11 protein-coding genes are annotated in these 19,609 nt (G+C 74.4%); 3 read left to right on the plus strand and 8 right to left on the minus strand.

Going from position 1 to position 19,609, the window contains the following annotated elements; all coding sequences use genetic code 11:
- Nucleotides 1-78: 78 nt before the first annotated feature.
- A complete protein-coding gene (locus AWW66_RS00310) occupies nucleotides 79-2,424 on the minus strand; it encodes a lysylphosphatidylglycerol synthase transmembrane domain-containing protein (RefSeq protein ID WP_067359244.1) in 2,346 nt (781 codons plus the stop codon).
- 289 nt (nucleotides 2,425-2,713) lie between these two features.
- On the opposite strand from AWW66_RS00310, the gene AWW66_RS00315 reads away from it, so the two are divergent.
- Nucleotides 2,714-3,400: a hemerythrin domain-containing protein gene (locus tag AWW66_RS00315; protein ID WP_067359245.1), complete on the plus strand. Its 687-nt coding sequence runs from the start codon at nucleotides 2,714-2,716 to the stop codon at nucleotides 3,398-3,400.
- Between the two features lie 25 nt (nucleotides 3,401-3,425).
- Here AWW66_RS00315 and AWW66_RS00320 read toward each other — a convergent pair whose 3' ends face one another.
- Nucleotides 3,426-6,764 (minus strand): ATP-binding protein, encoded by a 3,339-nt coding sequence (locus AWW66_RS00320; protein WP_169807031.1) that lies wholly within the window; start codon nucleotides 6,762-6,764, stop codon nucleotides 3,426-3,428.
- Nucleotides 6,765-7,002: 238 nt separating this feature from the next.
- Between AWW66_RS00320 and AWW66_RS35860 the strand changes: the two genes are divergently transcribed.
- Nucleotides 7,003-10,137, plus strand: a complete 3,135-nt coding sequence (locus AWW66_RS35860) for a hypothetical protein (RefSeq protein WP_157527023.1) — start codon at nucleotides 7,003-7,005, stop codon at nucleotides 10,135-10,137.
- A gap of 130 nt (nucleotides 10,138-10,267) precedes the next feature.
- Here the strand turns inward: AWW66_RS35860 and AWW66_RS00330 are convergent, their stop codons facing one another.
- A complete protein-coding gene (locus AWW66_RS00330; RefSeq protein ID WP_067359248.1) occupies nucleotides 10,268-10,603 on the minus strand; it encodes a cupin domain-containing protein in 336 nt (111 codons plus the stop codon).
- A 72-nt stretch (nucleotides 10,604-10,675) separates the two neighbouring features.
- Between AWW66_RS00330 and AWW66_RS00335 the strand changes: the two genes are divergently transcribed.
- On the plus strand, nucleotides 10,676-11,611 hold the full coding sequence (locus AWW66_RS00335; protein ID WP_067359315.1) for a GlxA family transcriptional regulator: 936 nt from the start codon (nucleotides 10,676-10,678) through the stop codon (nucleotides 11,609-11,611).
- A 207-nt stretch (nucleotides 11,612-11,818) separates the two neighbouring features.
- Here the strand turns inward: AWW66_RS00335 and AWW66_RS00340 are convergent, their stop codons facing one another.
- The 5 genes from AWW66_RS00340 to AWW66_RS00360 form a co-directional block, all read right to left on the minus strand.
- On the minus strand, nucleotides 11,819-15,022 hold the full coding sequence (locus AWW66_RS00340; protein ID WP_067359249.1) for an alpha-L-rhamnosidase: 3,204 nt from the start codon (nucleotides 15,020-15,022) through the stop codon (nucleotides 11,819-11,821).
- Between the two features lie 331 nt (nucleotides 15,023-15,353).
- The gene (locus AWW66_RS00345) at nucleotides 15,354-15,965 is read right to left on the minus strand and encodes a LutC/YkgG family protein (protein ID WP_083978093.1); all 612 of its coding nucleotides are present in this window, start codon (nucleotides 15,963-15,965) and stop codon (nucleotides 15,354-15,356) included.
- Nucleotides 15,947-17,377, minus strand: a complete 1,431-nt coding sequence (locus tag AWW66_RS00350) for a lactate utilization protein B (RefSeq protein WP_067359250.1) — start codon at nucleotides 17,375-17,377, stop codon at nucleotides 15,947-15,949. Before AWW66_RS00350 ends, AWW66_RS00345 begins: the two co-directional genes overlap by 19 nt.
- Nucleotides 17,374-18,111 carry a (Fe-S)-binding protein gene (locus AWW66_RS00355; RefSeq protein ID WP_067359316.1) on the minus strand — a complete coding sequence of 246 codons (738 nt, stop codon included), beginning with the start codon at nucleotides 18,109-18,111 and terminating at the stop codon, nucleotides 17,374-17,376. The genes AWW66_RS00350 and AWW66_RS00355 overlap by 4 nt, the downstream gene beginning before the upstream one ends.
- Before the next feature lies 1 nt (nucleotide 18,112).
- On the minus strand, nucleotides 18,113-19,588 hold the full coding sequence (locus AWW66_RS00360) for a rhamnulokinase (protein WP_083978104.1): 1,476 nt from the start codon (nucleotides 19,586-19,588) through the stop codon (nucleotides 18,113-18,115).
- Between the last annotated feature and the right edge of the window lie 21 nt (nucleotides 19,589-19,609).

The following is a 19,609-nucleotide window of genomic DNA, read 5'->3' on the forward strand; positions in this document are numbered from 1 at the left end:
GGACCGCAGCTGTGGAGGGCGTCGGCGTGTCGCCACCGTCGCCGCTGGGCGCTCCCCGGTCCCGGCCGACGCGGGTGGTCACAGGAGATGTCGCCGGGACAACGCCCGCAGGGCGAGGTAGCCGATCGGGACGGGGATCCAGAAGGTGGCCAGGCGGTAGACGAGGACACCGGCGACGGCGGTGTCGGTGTGCACGCCGGACAGGAGCAGCCCGGAGACCAGGGCCGCCTCGGTGGCACCGAGACCGCCGGGGGTGGGCGCCGCGGAGGCCACCCCCTCGCCGATGATGCAGACGAGCAGGACCGGCGGCAGCAGGGCCAGCGTCGCGGGTTGACCGACGGCCAGCAGGCCGGCGTAGAGGCTGAGCCCGTAGGCGAGGGTGAGGGCCGTGGCCGCCCCCGCCAGCCGGATCAGCCGGTGCTGGTGGACGAGGGCGCGCAGGGCGGTGCGGCTCTGGTGGACCGCCGCGCGGACGTGGTGCCGCAGCCGGGGTACGGCCAGCGCCCCCGCGGTGGCGAGCAGCACCGCGAGGACACCGAGGAGGACGGGCAGGGCCTTGCTGGTGGCGGCATGTTCGGCGGTACGGGTGGGCTGCCGCGCGAAGGGCAGCAGCAGGGGCAGCAGCAGCCCCACCGACACCACGCCGGCGGTCCGGGAGACCACCACGGCGGTGGCCGACTCGGCGGCGGTCAGGCCCTTCTGGTGCAGGTAGCGCAGGCTCAGCGCGGCTCCGCCGACGCTGCCGGGAGCCAGCCGGTTGGCGAACGAGGCGGCGACCTGGACCACGGTCGCCTCGCCGAGCGGTACCCGGCGGGTGGTGGCCAGGCGTAGGACGACCGCGCTGAGCAGGTAGGTCGCCGCCGAGCCGAGCAGGGTCGCGCCGAGCGCCACCGGGTGGGCGTGCAGCATCAGCCGCAGCGCGGTACGGACCTCGCCGACCTGGGGGAGCAGGACGTGCACCAGCAGGCCGAGCGCGATCAGCAGCAGCACGCCGCGCGGGGTGATCCGCACGACCCGCGCCAGCCTCGGCCTGCGCTGCGGGCAGCGGCGCAGGATCTCGTCCCGGAGATCCTCAAGCAGGCCCGGGGTGTGCTCCAGCGCGTCGCGGATGGCCCGGGGCAGGACCGGTCGTTGCAGGTAGGGCAGGCTCTCGGCGACCCGCTCGGCGCCCAGGTGCGCCATCGCGAGGTCGACGGCGGTCACCGGGTGCACCCGGACGGCGCAGGTGACCAGCACCTGCACGACGTCCTGGGCCTGCTGGTCGGTCCGGGCGTCGTCGACGCCGAACCCCACGTCGACCAGGTAGGCCGCCCGCCGGTCGACGAGGATGTTGGCCGCCCGCAGGTCCCGGTGCGCGATGTCGGCCCGGTGCAGCGTCGCCACCTGCCGGTACACGTCCGCGATCGGCTCCACCGGCAGCGGCCCGACGGTCGAGTCCAGCGGGGTGGCGTCGACGTACTCCTGCACCAGGACCGCGTCGCCGCCGGGCAGGGTGGCGGTCGTGACGACCGGCGGTACCCGCACGCCCGCCCGCTCCGCCAGCAGCGTCAGGTACGTCTCGTGCTCGCTCTGCTGCTTCGCGCTGAGGGACGGCGGCGCGTCGGCGACGTGCCGGTAGCGCACCCGCCGGTAGAGCTTGTACGCCCAGTCCGCGTCGCGCTGCTGCCCACCGGTCACCTTGACGAACAACCGTCGCCCGTCGGCGGTCTCCGCCCGCCAGGGCCACGAGCCACGGGCGTCGCCGCTCAACGGCGTCAACGCCACCACGTCGAAGCCGCGCCGCCACAGGGCATGGCGCAGCACACCGACGGACCGTTCCGGGCCGGCCTCCCCGACCACCAGCCGGGTCAGGCAGACCGCGAACCAGCCGACCAGGACCCCGCCGACGGCGTCCACCGGCAGGTGCGCGCCGACGTGCACCCGGGCCACCGCCACCACCACGACCAGCACCCCCATCAGGCGACGCCAGCGGACGCCGCCGGCCCGCGCCGCGACCAGCGCCAGGGCGGTGGCGACCGCGACGTGCCCGGAGGGGTACCCCCAGGTGCCGGTGACGGTGTCGTGCAGCGTGACGTCGGCCGGCAGGACGTCCGGGCGGTGCCGGGCCACCGCGGCCTTGGTGACGACCGCCAGCCAGTACGCCAGGTTGCCGGCCAGGAGCAGGTCCCGGGCCACCGCGAACCGGCGGAGCAGCGCGGCGAGCGCGGCGGCGACGAAGACCGCGGGGTACACGCCGACCTGCATGACCACGACCAGTGCCGGGGTCACCCCGGCCGGCAGGCGGTTCAGCAGGGTGAACAGGTCCCGCTCCCAGGCCGCGACCGGCTGGTGGCGTACCAGCAGGCTCACCACGACCAGCAGCACGGCCGAGACGGCCAGGCTGACCAGCACCGCCGGCGTCGGACGATGCGTTCGGGCTCTCACGGGTCCTCGCCGGGGCTGTCTCTTCCTGGCGCCCGGGGGCGTCGCGGATCTGCCGCCGCTCGAACCTACGGGTCCACCCTGCGGCGCGCAGGGTTTCCGCCCTCGGGTCGCCCGAAAGCGACCGACCGGCGTCGTCGGGGCCTTGCGCCGGCCCCGCCAAGTCGACGCCAAGTGCGCGCCAAACGCCCCCCTCCACAGTCGGGACACACCAGCCGGTGGCCGCCGCGGAGCGGCCCACCGGTAGCCGACCACCCCGACCAGGCCGCCGCCGGCGCGGCCGGAGGAGACCATGGGCAGCACGACCCACCACGACGAGCCGAACCTCACCGGCTTCCGGATCAACCACCGCACCATGCGGTCCGACACCCGCCGGCTGGCCGACCTGGTCGGTCGCGTGGCGGCCGGCCAGCTCACGTACGACCGCCGCCGGGCGACGGCCCTGCGGACGTACCTGCGGCTGCTCTGCGACGGCATCCACCACCATCACGCGATGGAGGACCAGGTCCTCTGGCCGGTGCTGGCCCGGTCGGCGGGCGCGGAGATCGACCTGCGGGACCTCAGCGACGACCACGCGGCCCTCGACCCGGTGCTGGACGAGGTCCGCGTCGCGGCGGACGACCTCCTGGCCGCGTACGCCGAGGGCCGTCCCGCAGCGGGCCGGGCGCACACCGTCGCCCGGCGGCTCGCCGCGACCCTCGCCCACCTGCGCGACGTCCTCGACGAGCACATCGAGGAGGAGGAACGGCTGATCTTCCCGGTGATCCGCCGGTACGTCAGCGTGACCGACTGGAACACCGTGGAACGGGCCGTCCGCAAGGGCGGCGCGCTGCGCTTCGAGCTGCCCCGGATCGAGCGGTACGCCCACCCGGAGGAACTCGACGAGCTGAAGCGGATCGCCGGGCCGATGCTGCGGCTGATGCTGGTGGCGCTGCGACCCGGGTTCCGTCGTCGGGAGGCGACGGTCTTCGGCACGTGACGCCGCCCCCGCACCGGTGACCCGCTCAGCGCACCGCCGCCGGCGCGTACGCCGACTCGTCGCTCCACGGCACGGCACCGACCCGGCGGGCCAGCCGGAGCCCGGCCGCCCGGTGCCCGGCGGCGGCCGGGTCACCCACCGCGGCGGCGAGCTCGGCGAGGGTCTGGTCCACCGGACCGAGCGAGATCGACCCGCACTCCAGCCCGGCGAACCGCCCCGCCCACGGCAACAGCTCCTGGTAGCAGCGCCGCGCCGCCGGCCGGTCACCGAGCCGCGCCGCGACCTGCCCGCGCAGCGTCATCCAGTACAGCCACAGGTAGTCGGGGCGAATCGGGGTCTGGGGCCGCCACACCGCCCGGGCCGCCGCCCGGTCACCCGCGGACAGCAGCGCGTGGGCCAACACGTCGTGCGTGTCGTCGGGCACCCGCGCGTGCACCTGCCGGATCTCCTCCAGCACCTCGTGTCCGCGCCCGACCGTGCTGAGCACCGTGAACCGGCCCATCAACCCCATCGCCGCCGCGTTGGGACCACCGACGCGAACCATCCGCTCGCTGACCTCCGCGTACCGGCGCGACGCCTCGTCGAGATCCCCGGCGAAGAGCGCGCGCAGACCGGTGAACCACCCCATCACGGCGAGGATCAGGCCGAGCTGACCCGTGGTGGCCTCCTCGACCGCCCGGTCGACGTGGTACCGCGCCCGCTCGAAGTCGGCCTCGGCGAGCGCGGCCTGGTACAGGATGTGGTGGGCCTCGCACTGGTACGCGGTGAGCCCCGCCGCCTCGGCGACCGCCAGCAACTCCCGCCCGACCTCCGGCAGCTCGGCCCGGTACGCGGGGGCGACCGTGACGAAGTAGCGGGCGTTGAGCGCCCGGCAGAGCACCGCCGGGTCGTCCTGCCGGCGGGCCAGCGCGAGGCCCTCCCGGGTGACCTCGTCGGCACGCCGCAGATCGGCACCCTCGATCTCGAAGGCCAGGGTGCTCAGCAGCCGGGACCGCAGCGCCGGCCCGTCCCCGCCCACCCGGGACAGCTCCTGCTCCAGCAGCCGGACCAACGGCCCGTCGACGGCGCGGTCCGGCCGGATGGTCCAGGTCACCGGGGCGTCGAAACAGGTCAACGCGGAGTGCACCGCCAGCGGGTCGTCCAACCCGGTGGCCAGCCGCACCGCGTCGGCGCGCGCGGCGCGGGCGGTCAGCACGTCACCGGCGAGCGCGCTCGCGGTGGCCCGCTGACAGAGCAGGTCCAGACGGGTACGCGCGGAAGCGGCGGGGGTGAGGTCGGCCGCGCGCAGCGCGCCCGCCCAGAGCACGGCGGCTTCCCGGGGCGCGCCGAGGTCACCGGCCCGGCGGGCGGCGGCGGCCAGGTGACCGATCGCGTCCCCGGCGGTGGCCGGGGTGAGCGCGGCGAGGGCGTGCCGCCCCAACGCGGCCACGTCGTCGGCGCGCTCGGCACGCAGCACCGTGAGGATCCGGTGGTGCATCCGGGTCCGTCGCAGCAGCGGCACGCTGTGGTAGAGCGCGTCCCGCAGCAGGGCGTGCGCGAAACGGATCCGCCCCGGCTCGGGCTCCACGAGCAGACCCGCGGTCACCCCGGCCTCCAGGCCGTCGAGAACCGGCTCCTCGGGGCCGCCGTCGACCGCGACCAGGATGTCGACCTCGGCGTCGGGCCCCAGGACGGCGGCGTGCCGCAGCACCGTCTGGGCGGCGGCCGGCAGCCGTGCCAACCGCCGGGCCAGCACGTGACCCAGCGCGGCGGGAATGCCGTCCAGCGCCGACCCGGGCCCTTCGGCCGCGATCAGCCGGGCCAACTCGATCGTGAACAGCGGATTCCCCGCCGACCGGTCCCGCACCGTGCGCAGCAGCTCGGTGTCGGTGGTGTCGACGCCGTGCCGCCGCAGCAGCTCGGCGACGGCCCCGTCGTCGAGGCCGTCGAGGTGCAGTTCCACCGCCGGCACGCCGGTGAGCGCGGCCCGGGCCGCCACCACGTCCTCGGTCACCTCGTCCGGGCGGAACGTCGCCACCACCAGGACCGGCGCGTCGGCGAGGGTGGCGGCGAGGTGACGCAGGACGCGCAGGGTCTCGTCGTCGGCCCGGTGCAGGTCCTCGATCACGACGAGCAGCGGGCCGTGACCGGCCAGCCGGCACAGGTAGGCCCCCAGCGCCTGCCGCAGGTGGAACTCGTCGTACCGCCCGGCGCCGGCCGCCGTGGCGGTCCCGGGGTCCACGAGCAGCCGCAGGCCAGCCGCCTCCGCCTCGTCGAGCGGGAACCGCGTACGGGCGGCGGTGACCACCTCGTGCCACGCCCAGGCCGGTGGCGCGCCCTCCACCTGAGGGCAGGTGCCGGTCGCGGTGATCCAGCCGTCGGCGGCGAGGCCCCCGGCGAGGTGCCGGGCCAGCGTCGACTTCCCGCCGCCCGCGTCGGCGCCGACCCAGCAGAAGCCGAGCCCGGCGCCGGTGACGCGGTCGGCCGCCGCGCGCATCCGGGCCAGCTCCGCCGCACGCCCCACCGGCGCCGGCGCGGCGGACGGCCGATGCCCTCCGGCAGGCGGTGGCTCGGCCCGCCCGGCAGCGGCCACCGGACGGGCGATCCGGGCGGCCGACGGCCCCAGCCGGGGGTCCTGCCGCAGCAGATCCGTCTCCAGGCCCCGCAGCTCCGGCCCCGGGTCGATGCCCACCTGCTCGCTCAGCGCGGCCCGCGCCGCCCGCACCACGTCCAACGCGTCGGCCTGCCGTCCCAGGCGGTACAACGCGACCGCGAGCAGCACCGCGGCCTGCTCCCGCAGCGGGTGCTCCCGCACGAGCGGATCGAGGTCGAGGACCACCTCGTCGGCGCGGTCCACGTCGAGCAGCAGCCTCGCGCGCTGTTCGACGGCGGTCAGCCGCAGCCGGCCCAGCCGGTCGCTCTCCCGGTCCGCCCACGGCTCCCCGACGAACTCCGCGTACGGCAGACCGCCGTCCCAACCCGCCAGGGCCTCGTCCAGGTCGGCCAGCGCCGCCTGCGGCGGCGTCCCGGTGACCCGCGTCGCCGTCCGCACCGCCGCCTCGAACCGCCAGGCGTCCACCTGGGACGTCGGCAGCCGCAGGGCGTACCCCGGGGCCGCCGTGACGAGGATCCGGGCGGGATGGCGGGGCGGGCGGTCCGGCTCCAACGCCCGGCGCAGGTTCGACACGTACACCTGCAGGGCCGCCTGGGCCCGGGGCGGCGGGTCTCCCGACCAAAGGTCCTCGACGAGCTGGTCGACCGAGACCACGTGACCGCCGCCGGCGACGAGCCGGGCCAGCACCGCGCGCTGTCGCGGCGCCCCGAGGTCGATCGGGACGCCGTCGCGCAGTGCCCACACGGGGCCGAGCACACCGATCCTCGTCACGCTGCCACCGTAGTGAGCCGCGACCATTCGGGAGATCCACTATCCGACAGCTACCCGATCAACCGGTCGGCCAGCCCCCGCGGACCCGGCAGCACCCCGGACCGGTCCGCTCGGACGCCTGCCACCGGACCCCACCAGCCCACCAAGACGACGTTAAGGGCGCGCCAACCCTCCTGCGGCCTGATGGAACCCGCACCCCGTCCCACAGACCTGCGGGACGCCGGAGGAAGGACATCGATTGAGAACCACGAGAGGCCTCAGCCACCCCTGCCGGTGGCTCGCGGCCGTGACCGGCGTGAGCCTGGCCGTCGGGCTGGCCGGACCGGCGGTCGCCGCCGACCCCGTCCCGTACGACGAGCAGGCCGTGCACCACGCCCTGTTCGCGGCGGTCGTCCAGGTCCGTGAGGGCGGCACCCGTGGCCTGCTGGACGCCGTGGTCGCCGCCGAGCTGAGCGACTGGCGCGGCACGCACCCGACGGCCGACACCGCGACCGTCACCACCCACCTGAACACCGTCACCACCCTCGTCGGGCAGGCCGTCGCGGCGTCCGACGAGTCACCCGGGAAGCTGCACCTGCTGGGCACGGCGATGGCGAAGCTCGCCGGCAGCGGCGACGCCCACCTCGGCGGCCCGGCGGTCAAGGCGCTGCTGCGCAGCACCACCGGAGAGGAACTGGGCGGCATCGTGCCGCCGATCGAACAGATCCGCAGCGGCACCCAGGACCACCTGTGGGAGATCGTCTCCCGGGGCGCGCTGACCGAGGTGTGGGGCACGCTGCACGCCCGCGCCGCCACCGATCCGACCCTCGCCGAGGTGTGGAACGGCGCGGTCGGCACCCGGCTCGGCCTCCGCCTGGACACCCCGGCGGCCGACCTCGCGCAGCTGCCCGACCTGAGCGGACACCTCGACCTGGCGGCGATCACCGCGAAGCGCCACGACCGGGACGCCTACCGGGCGGAGATCCAGTCGCAACTCGACGCGGCCCTCGCCGCGCTCCGCCAGCGGGCCGCGACCACGGTGACCGACGTGGTCGCCCAGTCCGACCGGTTCCCGATCGACGGGCCGACCAAGCCGACCAGCGCCGACGAGGCGGCGGCCAAGGCGAAGGCGGAGGCCGACCGCAAACTCAACGAGAAGCTCGGCCAGGCCGTCACCGTCCTCGGCAAACTCGCCGGGATGGTGGACAAGCAGTTCGGCAAGCAGATCGAGACCATCGCCAAGGCCGTGGTCGGCGCCATCTCGGCGATCACCACGTACACCGCGGCGATCTCGGCGGCCGGCATCACCACGGCGGCGCTGGCGATGTCGACGTTCACCCTGGTCGGCGGCCTGGTCGGCGCGGCGATGATCCTGCTGCCGCTGTTCACCGGCGACGGCGGCGCCGACGCCGGCACCGCCCGGGAGATCGCCGCCCTGCGCGACCAGATCAACCGACTGGCCGCCGGCATGGACAAGCGGTTCGACCGGATCGAGAAGATGCTCGGCGCGATGTACGACGGGCTCAGCGCCCAACTGACCGCGCTGTCCCGGGACCTCGCCGAGGTACGCGCCCAGCTCACCGTCATCGCCGGCCAGCTGATCGTCCTCGACCAGCGGGTCGACACCCTGGCGCTGGCGAGCCAGGCCGCTTTCGAGCAGATCGCCCAGCAGCCGTTGAAGACCAGCGTCGACCGGTACGTGCACCGGGAGGCCCGCACCGGCACGCCGATCGACTCCCTCGCGACCTACTTCGACCAGGCCGACTCACCGACCCGTACCTTCGCGGCCGACAGCGCCCGGCAGGCACCGTACGTCGTCCCGGCCGGCACGTCGCTGGCCGACCCGGTGGGCACGGTCAACCTGCACCTGCCGGCCGGCGCGATCGACTACCTCGCCCAGTGGGTGGGGGCCCGGGGCGTCGCGCTCACCCCCGCCCCCGGCGACCAGCCGGCCTCCGGAGTGGCCAACCCGTCGGCGTGGCTGCTCGGCGCTCGGGCCAACCTCATCCTGCAACTGCAGAACCCGCAGTACGCGGCCCAGGTCGCCGCCGCCGAGACGGCGAGCACGATCGCCGCGGGCGACGCGGTCAACCGCCGGGTGCGACAGTTCAGCGCGCCCACCGTGGACGGTGGCACCAACGCCCTGTTTCAGCGGCTGACCGCCGACTACCGGACGGCGGTCGGCCAGTGGAAGACCGCCCTCGACGACGTCGGCCGGGGGGTGCGCTGGGTGGAGACCGACCGGGACTACGACATGTGGGGCAGCGTCGACCAGGACGTCCCGGCCGCCGGCCGTGTCCCGGACGCCCCTCACCTGTCCTTCTGCGACTCCTCGATGGGCACGAACCTCACCGTCCCCAGCCGGGTCAACCGCTCGGACCTGCCCAACGTCTACCACCTCGCCGCCTACGCGATGGCACCCGGCCACCGCCCGCAGCTGCGCTCCTGCATCGACCGGGAGTTCGTCAACCTGGAGGTGAACGACGGCCCGCGATACCAGCAGACGAACGGCGACCTGCGGCTGGTCGTCCGGCAGCAGGCGAAGTGGTTCGGCGGTGACTGGCAGGACGTGCGGACGGTGACCTGGCAGACCAGGCTGACCGACATCTGCCTGTGGGATCAGCGGTCCAACCCGCCGAGCGGCTACTGCCGGGAACCCGACTACTACCTCACCAGCAAGTGGAACTCGACGTACCGGGCGGCGATGGACAGCCGGGGCACCGTGGTGGACAACGCCGAAGCGCTGGCGCTGGCCCGGACCAAGACCCAGGCCATGCTGACCGGCAAGCAGCGCTACTACTACCGGGTGGCGGCGCTCGGCACCGGCGTGGACCGCCCGCCGGCGGGCACCTGGTCGCTGTCGCACCAACTGTGGGAGGCCGGGAAGAAGGTCTCCGACGCGGTACGGATGCTGCAGATCTTCTCGGACCTGGGCTGGTCCTCGGCGCTGGATCGGGACGACGTCATGCGCGGCCACCTCTTCGGTGACCGGTCGCTGCCGGCGGACTACCGCCTGCCGCGCAGCCAGGACAGCTACAACAGCGGGTCGCTGCACCTGGCCAACGCCTACCAGCGGGCGCTGGCGAACTACGCCAGCTGCCAGCAGCAGCTGGACTGGGACCCCTGCCAGGGTGACGTCTCCGGGCTGAGCCCGCTGGCGCAGCAGGAACGCTTCGGCGTCGGATGCCCGGCGGCCCCGGCCGCCCAGGCGCCGGACGACCCGCTCGGCTCGTGCGTCGTCCAGGCCGGGTCGGCCGGCATCGGCACCCTCGCCGACCGGTACGGCCACTGGTCCGGCCGGATCACCGCCGGCACCCACCAGGAGGGCCTGGCGGCGGTGAAGAGCGTCGTCGGGCTGCTCCGCGCGACGAACGTGGCGGTGCGCGCGGCCTGACCGCAGCCAGGTGCGGAGGGCTCACCGTCGTGGTGAGCCCTCCGCCGGCGCGACGGTCCGGGGTGGCTGCTGCGGTCAGCGTCCTGGCCTGTCGCACCCGTTCAGCCGTCGGGGGCCGCGAGCGGTGGCGCTATCCGTGCGGGTAGAAGAGGAACAGCGTGCAGCCGGTGGCGGTCGCGGGAACGTGCCACGAACCGGCCGGGGCGTGCAGGAACGTCCCGGCCGGGTAGTCGCGTGCGCCGTCGTGGAAGGTGCCCGCGATCACGTAGACCTCCTCCGGTCCGGGCCCGTGCACGTCGCGGCGCGGCCAGGACGTGCCCGGGTCCATTTCGAGCACGTGGGCGTGCGCGCCGGTCGGCCCCGTCCGCAGCGAGCGGAGCCGGATCCCGGGGAAGAGTTCCCGGACGGGGGAGTCGGCGACGGTGGCCCAGGCGTAGCCCTCTTGGTCGAGGATCTCAGGATGCATGCCTCCCACGGTGCGGTGACGGACCGCGCGGCGAACAGTGTCGACCGGGACACCGTGGGGTACTTTCCTGCCATGCATCGGGTGGTGGCTCTGGTGCGCCCGGTGCAGTCGACGTTCGAGCTCGGCTTGGCCGCCGAGGTCTTCGGTACGGCCCGGGCCGAGGTGCCGCAGCACTACGAGTTCGGCCTGTGCGCGGAGCGGCCCGGTGCCGTCCTGACGTCGGCCGGGTACGTGATGTCCGTGTCGCAGGGCCTGTCGGCGCTCGACGCCGCCGACACCGTGATCATCCCGGGTTGGTCGCCGGTGAGCGCGCCGCTCTCCGCCGACGTGCGCGCCGCGCTGCTGCACGCCCACGCCCGTGGGGCCCGGCTCGTCACGATCTGTTCCGGTGTGTTCGCCCTGGCTCGCACGGGGTTGCTGGACGGCCGGTCGGCCACCACGCACTGGGCGCGCGCCGACCAACTGCGGCGGGAGTTCCCCCGGGTGCGCGTGACGGCGGACGCCCTCTACGTCGACCACAGTGACGTCGCCACCAGCGCCGGCGCGGGCGCGGGCATCGACCTGTGCCTGCACCTGGTCCGACAGGACCACGGCGCCGCGTACGCCGCCCTGCTCGCACGGCACATGGTGATGCCGGCGCAGCGTGCGGGCGGCCACAAGCCGTACGTGCCATCCCCGACCCCCGGGGACGCGCTGGACGGGCTTCTGGCGTGGGCCGGCGCGCGCCTCGCCGAGCCGCTGTCGGTCGGTGACCTGGCCGCCCACCTCCGCGTCTCGCCCCGCACGTTGGCCCGGCGCTTCGCCGAGCAGCTCGGCACGAGCCCCGGGGCGTGGCTGCTGTCGCGGCGGGTGTCCGAGGCCCGCGCCCTGCTCGAGAAGACGGACCTGCCGGTCGAGGCGATCGCGGCCCGCGTCGGTCTCTGGTCGGCGGTCAACCTGCGCCGCCGCTTCCGAGCCCAGGTCGGCACCACCCCGAGCGCCTACCGGCGAGCCTTCCGGGCGTCGTGACGCCGCTCGTCGACACCCGGCAGACCAGAGCGCGTCGCGTGGGGCGTCGAGGCGACGTAGCGAATGTGGCAGATCTGTTCCTGGTGGGTGTTCCGCGCCGACGTGAGGTCGCCCCCGGTCCGCGACACGCCGTCTCGCGGCGACGGGCACATGGGCCACCGCAGGTGGGTCCTCCGCCGTCCGGTCGGAGGACCCACCCCTCGTGGCTCAGGCGGCCGTGAAGGTGAACGTGCCGGACGGCACGGAGAAGACCGTGTACCCGGCCTCCACGCGCTGGAACGTCGCCCGCGCGGGCGTCCTGACCTGCTGGCCCGTACCGGTGGGCACCCAGACCTCGGCGGTGGTGTTGGTCGGCACCGTGACCGTCAGCGTGAACCGCTGGGTGGACTTCCGCCACGCGCTGCCCGCCGTACCCCTGGGGGTGGTGTAACTGCCCTCGGCGAAGGTCAGGTCACCGACCGCCTTGGGCTGGAACACGAGTCGTTCGTACGCGACCGCGCCCTCGGCGGCACGGATGCCGGCGACCCCGGACTGGAACCACTCCTCGATCTGGGCGAGGATCATGTGGTTCTTCGAGCTGCCCCGGGTCCAGCGCTCCCCGATGGTGGTGAAGCCACCGGGGTTGGCGGGAGTGGACTGGAGGAAGAAGCCGTAGCTGGGCTCGGTGTCCTCCTGGAGCAGGTCCCACAGCACGTCGTCGCGACCGGCGGCGGCCAGCGCGCGCACGATCGGCGCCATCCCGATGGTGCCGCCGCTGAAGTGGGGGCCGTCGCCGTTCGGGTGGAACTCGTAGATGTTCCTGACGAGTTGGTCGAGCACCCCCTGACGCTTGTCGTCGGGCACCAGCCCGGCGTCGAGGGCCAGCGCCTGCGCCGCCTGGGTGGCGCCGCCGGTGCCGGCGTTGCCGGTGGCCGTGTAGTAGCCGAGCGTGTCGTTGAAGAACGCCCGGTTGAACGCGGTCCTGATCTCGGCGGCCAGCGCGGTGTACCGGGTGGCGTCGGCGGTACGGCCGGTCACTTCGGCCATCATCGCCATCTTGGTGATCATGATGTAGTAGCCCCAGGTGCCGGCGATCCGGCCGGAGGTCTGCTCGGCCGAGACCCAGTCGGCGAGGGCGGCGTTGACGATGTGCTGGTTGTCGCCGGTGCCCACCTTCTCCCGCTGGATGTAGTCGACGAACTTCACCATCCGGTCGTAGTACGTCCGCATGGTCTGGGTGTCGCCGTACAGCTCGTAGAGCATCGCCGGGACCAGGACGATGGCGTTGCCCCAGTTGATCTCGTCGCCGAAGTTGCCGGTGTACCCCCAGTCGTAGACCGGGGTCTTCAGCGCGACGTTGCCGGCCATCGGGGTGTCGGCCACGGACTGCCCCTCGACCAGGTGGTGCATCGAGGTCCGCAGGTACGCCGTGAGGTCGAAGTTGCGGTGGATGGCCCCCATCGGCATGGTGTAGTCGGCCGGGTAGGACAGCTTCTCCCGACCGGGGCAGTCGGTGAAGACCGACATCGTGTTGCCCGCGATCGAGTACCGCGACATCCGGTGGATCCGGTTGATCCGCGCGTCGGAACTGGTGAAGGTGCTGGCCACCGGGGTGGCGGCCTGGAGCCGGACGCCGGTGACCAGGTCCCGCGTCGGGACGTACCCCTCGGGCAGGCCGGTGACCTGCACCCACTGCATGCCGAAGTAGGTGAACTTCGGGTGCCAGGTCTCGCCCCGGGGGGCGCCGTACGCGGTGTAGGTGTTGAACAGGTCGGTGTCCCGGCCACCCGGGCCGAGCGAGCTCTGGTTGACGGTGCCGTCCGGGTTCAGCGACTCCGCCGGGGACATCCGCACGGTCGTCCCCGCCGGCACCCGCCGCAGGTCCAGCTCGGGCCACCCGACGATGTTCTGCCCGAAGTCGAAGACCCAGGTGCCGGGCGCGGGGTTGGTCACCGACGTCGGCGTGAACCGCTCCCACTCGACGATCGGCTCGGCGGCGCGGGCGACCAGCCTGGTGGTCAGGTTCGGCGGCGGGGCGATGCCGGCGGCGGTCCAGCCCGTCGGGGAGCCGTCCCGGCGGGTCGCGGTCGCGGTCAGGTTCGACCCCGCCTCGTTCCAGCCCGGCTGCTCGCGGCGGGCGTCGTAGTCGGAACCGGCGTACCAGGCGTCGGTGACCAGCGGGCCGAGCGCGGTACGCCAGGACCGGTCGGTGACGACGGCGCGACTGCCGTCCTGGTACGTGATCTCCAACCGGCCGATGAACCGGGGGGTGACGGCGGCCCCGGCCGAGGGGTCGCTCGCCGCGAGGGAGTTGCCGGACCCGGTGACCTTGGCACCCGCCCGGTGGGCGCTGCTCAGGGCGGGGGTGAAGGTGATGCCGGTGCCGTCCGCGCCGGCGGTGCCGATGGCGGTGATGGTGCGCGACTCCAGGCGGTCGCCGCCCCCGCCGGTGTCGATGTTGATGGTGCCGCCGACGTGGTACCCGGTCACGGCGTCGAGGGTGACCGTCGTCGCCCCGGCCGGGACGTCGGCCGCGAGGACCCCGGCGCCCTTGAGCTGGCTCTGCCACCAGGAGTAGGGGGAGGTCCGGCCGACGGCGGGGTTGGTGACACTGCGCCGCACGTAGGCCGTGCCGTTGCCGAGTTCGACGCCGACGGTGTTGCTGCCGCTGCGCACCACCCGGGTCAGGTCGTAGGTGCGGTACTCGCTGGAGAGCTGGTAGTTGGAGTTGCCGGGGGCCAGCACCTCGTCGGTCAGCGCCTTGCCGTTGACCGTGGCGTGGTGCAGGCCGACGCCGGACAGGTGCAGCGTGGCGGCGCTGACCTTCTTGCCACGGGGGACGTCGAACCGCCGGGCGAAGATCGGCAGTGGCTGGTTCTCCTGGCGGTCGGGGTAGTCGATCCAGCGGGCGTCGCCCCAGTCGGACTGGTCGAGCAGCCCCATCGTCCACGAGGCCGGGGTGGACCAGCCGGAGACCTGCCGGTCGGCGTCCCACACACGCACCCGCCACACCACCGTGGCGCGGGACCGCAGCGCCGTGCCGAACACCGCGCGTTGCTCGGTGCCCGTCACCTTGCCGGAGGACCAGATCAGCCGTCCCGCGTGGAGCTTGCTCTCGCTCTCGGCCGCCTGCACCTCGTAGGCGGTCTGCCGGTCACCCGGGCAGGCGGTACGGGCGTTCGGGCGGTGGCACGGGTGGGACCTGGACCGGGGTGTCTCGACGAACTGCCAGCTCAGGGTCGGTCGTGGGTTGCCGAGGCCCCGGGGCGAGTCGGGACGGCCGTCGACGGCGAGGCCGAGCACCTCGACGTTGCCCGGCTTTCCCGTCGGCGGGCCGGAGCCGAGTGCTCCCGTGACGAACGGGGGCGCGGCCAGGACGAGCGCCAGGCCGGCGCCGATGAGGACGGTGCTGGTACGTCTGGTGGATGGCACCTGTTCTCCCTTCACAGAGGTGCCCAGGGGCCCGCCGTCATCAGCCACCCGTGTGGTGCGACCGTCCCCGCCGGTCCGGCACGGGAGCCGGTGGGGGAGGGCCGCGACAGCGACCGCTGTCGCGGGGGTGAGGGTGATGACCGGTCAGGGCTTGAATCGTTTCATCGATCCGGGCGCCCATGAGCCTGGCGCAAACGTCACCACATGGCAATAGACCAGAAACAATCTGGCCGGCTTCGGCCGTCCGGGACGTGGTGCCTGGTCAACCGGGGTGCATCCGGCCGCCGGCACCCCGCCGGCCGGTAGCCGCCCGGCCGGGTGCCGCCGACGGTCAGGGCAGCAGGATGACGTGCAGGACACGCGGGCCGTGCACGCCCTCGACCCGGTCGAGTTCGATGTCACTGGTGGCGGAGGGCCCGCTGATCCAGGTCAGCGGCCGGCGCGGGGTCAGCCGGGCCAGCGCCTCCGGCACCCCCGCCACCACCTGGGCGGCCCGGAGCACACAGATGTGCAGGTCCGGCAGGAGGGTGAGGATCCGACGCCCCTGGTCCGGTGAGCCGTCGAGCACGACGGTGCCGGTGTCGGCGACGCCGACGGCGGCAGCGGTGACGACGCCGTCCGCGGCGGCGATCCGCGCGACGTCGAGTCCGTCGTCGGGCAGCGCGGCCACCGTCGGGGGCAGCCAGGCGGGCGGCAGCCCCGGTGGCACGACGACGGTCGCGCCGGGCGGCAGCAGCCCGGCGACCGTGTCGGCGACGGCCGCCTCGGGCACCCGGTGCACCCGGGCCCGGTAGTCGGTCAGCCGTTCCACCAGTCGGTCGAGGTCGACCGGGCGCTCCCGCCGGTAGTCGCGGGGCACCCGCCCGGCCGGCCCGTCGGCGGACACCGCGGCGCGCAGCCGGCTCAGGACCACGTCCCGGCCGTTCACCGCGCCGCCCACCACTCGCGGAAGGTCTGCGCGGGCGGGTCGGGCAGGTCCCGGCTGGCGGTCCACCCGGACAGCGGCGGTGGCAGGCCCCGACCCCGCTGGCCGGCGAGGCGGCTCAGCCGCGCGGCCCGCTGCGCCGCCGCGTACAGCGTGGGGTGGTCCATCGTGTACGCGGCGGCGGCCATCGCGGTGGACTCCGCGCGGGGATGGGGGGCCTCGGCGCGCAGGTGCACCAGGATCGACGGAATGTCGATCATCACCGGGCAGGCGTCGTAACACGCCCCGCACAGCGTCGACGCGTACGGCAGGGAGGCGTTGTCGGCGACGCCGGTGAGCTGCGGCGACAGCACCGCCCCGATCGGCCCCGGATACACCGACCCGTAGGCGTGGCCCCCGGTGCGTTCGTAGACGGGACAGACGTTGAGGCAGGCGGAGCAGCGGATGCAGTGTAGGGCCGGCCGGCCGACGGGGTCGGCGAGCACGGCGCTGCGCCCGTTGTCCAGCAGCACGAGGTGGAACTCCTGCGGCCCGTCGCCCGGCGTCACCCCGGTCCACATCGACGTGTACGGGTTCATCCGCTCGCCCGTCGACGCCCTCGGCAGCAGTTGCAGGAAGACCTCCAGGTCCCGCCAGGTGGGGATAACCTTCTCCACGCCCATCACGGTGATCAGGGTGCGCGGCAGGGTCAGGCACATGCGCCCGTTGCCCTCGGACTCGACCACGGCGAGGGTGCCGGTCTCGGCGACGGCGAAGTTCGCCCCGGAGACCGCCACCGGCGTGCTGAGGAAGGTCTGCCGCAGGTACCGGCGGGCCGCCGCCGCCAGCGCGGCCGGTTCGTCGGTGAGGCCGGGGTCGACGCCCGGCATCGCGCGCAGGAAGATCTCCCGGATCTCCGCCCGGTTGCGGTGGATCGCCGGCACCAGGATGTGGCTGGGCCGGTCCTCGCCGAGTTGCACGATCAACTCGGCGAGGTCGGTCTCCACCGGTGTGATGCCCGCCGCCGACAGGGCCTCGTTCAGGCCGATCTCCTGGGTGACCATCGACTTGACCTTGATCACCCGGTCGGCGCCGGTCGCCGCGACCAGGCCGGTGACGATCCGGTTCGCCTCGACCGCGTCCGGGGCCCAGTGCACGACACCCCCGGCGGCGGTGACCGCCGCTTCGAGCTGCACGAGCAGGTCCGGCAGGCGGGCCATGACGTCGGCCTTGATCGCCGCGCCGGCGGCCCGCAGCTGCGGCCAGTCCGGCACCTCGTCGATCACCGCCGCCGACTTCCCCCGGATTGTGCCGGTGGCGTGGCCGAGGTTGCGGCGCAGCTGCGGGTCGGCCAGGGCCCGCCGCGCGGCGGCCGGGAACGGCTCGTCGCCGCGCAGGTGGCCCACCCCCGGCGGCGCGGTCGCCGGCATACCGAGAAAGGTCCGGGTCATACCGCCTCCTCCGTCGAGGCCAGGATCTCCGCCAGGTGCACCGTGCGCACCCCGGCCCGCAGCCGGGACAGCCCGCCGCCGATGTGCATCAGACAGGACACGTCTCCCGCCGTGCACACCTCCGCCCCGGTCGACAGCACGTGCCGCATCTTGTCGGCCAGCATCGCCGTCGAGGTGTCCGCGTTCTTCACCGCGAACGTCCCCCCGAACCCGCAACACTGCTCCGCCGCCGGCAACTCCACCAGGGTCAACCCCCGTACCGCCCGCAGCAACCGCGCCGGCCGGTCACCCACCCGCAACGACCGCAGCGAGTGGCAGGTCGGGTGGTACGTCACCCGGTGCGGGAAGTACGCCCCGACGTCGGTGACCCCCAGCACGTCCACCAGCAGCTCGGACAACTCGTACGTCCGCGCCGCCACCGACTCCGCCCGGCTCGCCAACCGCTCGTCACCCGCCCGCCGGGCCACCCACGCGTGCTGGTGCCGTACCGACCCCACACACGACCCCGACGGCGCCACCACCACGTCGTACGGGTCGAAGGTCCGCGCGTACCGCCGCACCAACGGCACCGCCTCACCCGGGTAGCCGGTGTTCACGTGCATCTGTCCACAACAGGTCTGCCCCGCCGGAAACACCACCTCGTGGCCGAGCCGCTCCAGCAACCGTACCGTCGCCTTCGCCGCCTGCGGGAACACCGTGTCGGCCAGACAGGTCACGAACAGCGCGATCCGCACCTCACACCTCCACCCGTCGGTCGTCCGGCCCCGCCGGGACCGGTCCACCCCTCGGCTCGTACCGCTCGACGCGCTGGGTGTTTCGGACCAGCCGCCGCAGGGCGGCCAGGTCGTCGCCGACCACGCCGGCGGCGCGCGCCTGCACCAGCACGTTACCGATCGCGGTGGCCTCCACCGGACCGGCGAGCACCGGCAACCCGCAGGCGTCGGCGGTGAGCTGGCAGAGCAGGGCGTTGCGGGCCCCACCGCCGACGACGTGCACGGCGTCGACGTGCCGGCCGGACAGCTCCTGCACCTGCCGCACCGCCCGGCGGTGCGCCAGGGCCAGGCTGTCGACGACGCACCGCACGACGGCGGCCGGCGACCGGGGCACCGGCTGCCCGCCGCGCCGGCACGCCTCGGCGATCCGGTCCGGCATGCCGCCGGGCGGCAGGAACGACGGGTCGTCGATGTCGACCACGCTGCGGAACGCGGGTTCCCGCGCGGCGGCGGCCAGCAGCCCGGACAGGTCCGGGCCGCCCCAGTCGCGCAGGCACTCCTGCAACGGCCACAGGCCCATCACGTTGCGCAGGTACCGGACGGTGCCGTCGACGCCCCCCTCGTTGCTGAAGTTCGCGCGGCGGCTGGCCTCGGTGAGGATCGGCGCGGTCAGCTCGACGCCGACGAGCGACCAGGTGCCGCAAGAGATGTAGGCGAACCGCTCGTCGGCGGCCGGCACCGCGACCACGGCGGAGGCGGTGTCGTGGGAGCCGACCGCCACCACGTCCGTGCGGTGGGGCAGGTCGAGTCCGGGCAGCGTCGCACCGATCCGGGTACCGGGCTCCCGCAGCGGCGCGAACAGGTGCGCAGGGACCCCGGCGTCGGCCATCAGCTCGTCCGCCCAGGCGCGGGCGTGCAGGTCGTAGAGCTGGGTGGTGGAGGCGTTGGTGGCCTCCGCGCCGATCTCCCCGGTGAGCCAGTACCCGATCAGGTCCGGGATCATGAGCAGCCGGTGGGCGGCGGCCAGCTGCGGCGAACCGGCGGCGGCCGTGAGCTGGTACAGCGTGTTGAACGGCAGCTGCTGGACCCCGGTGGTGGCGTAGAGGCGTTGCGCGCCGAGCCGCCGGGTCACCCGCTCCAGGACCCCGTCGGTCCGCGCGTCGCGGTAGTGCACCGGGTTGCCCAGCAGCGCGCCGGTGGAGTCGAGCAGGCCGTAGTCGACCGCCCAGGAGTCCACGCCGACGCTGGCGACCGGGCCGGCCCGGCGTAGCCCGGACAACACCTCGCGGAACAGGGCCAGGACGTCCCAGTGGAGGGTCCCGCCGACGCGCACCGGGTCGTTGGGGAACCGGTGCGCCGGGGTCAGCCGCAGCGTGTCCCGGCCGACCCGCGCCACCACCACCCGGCCGCTCGACGCGCCCAGGTCGACGGCGGCGACGCTGACCTCCCCACCGCGCCGGGGCGGCGGCGCGGGAACGGGGCGGGTGGCCCCGGGCACGGCCGGTCGGTCCGACCCGGG

The organism is Micromonospora rosaria (assembly GCF_001567585.1).
GTDB classification, from domain to species: domain Bacteria; phylum Actinomycetota; class Actinomycetes; order Mycobacteriales; family Micromonosporaceae; genus Micromonospora; species Micromonospora rosaria.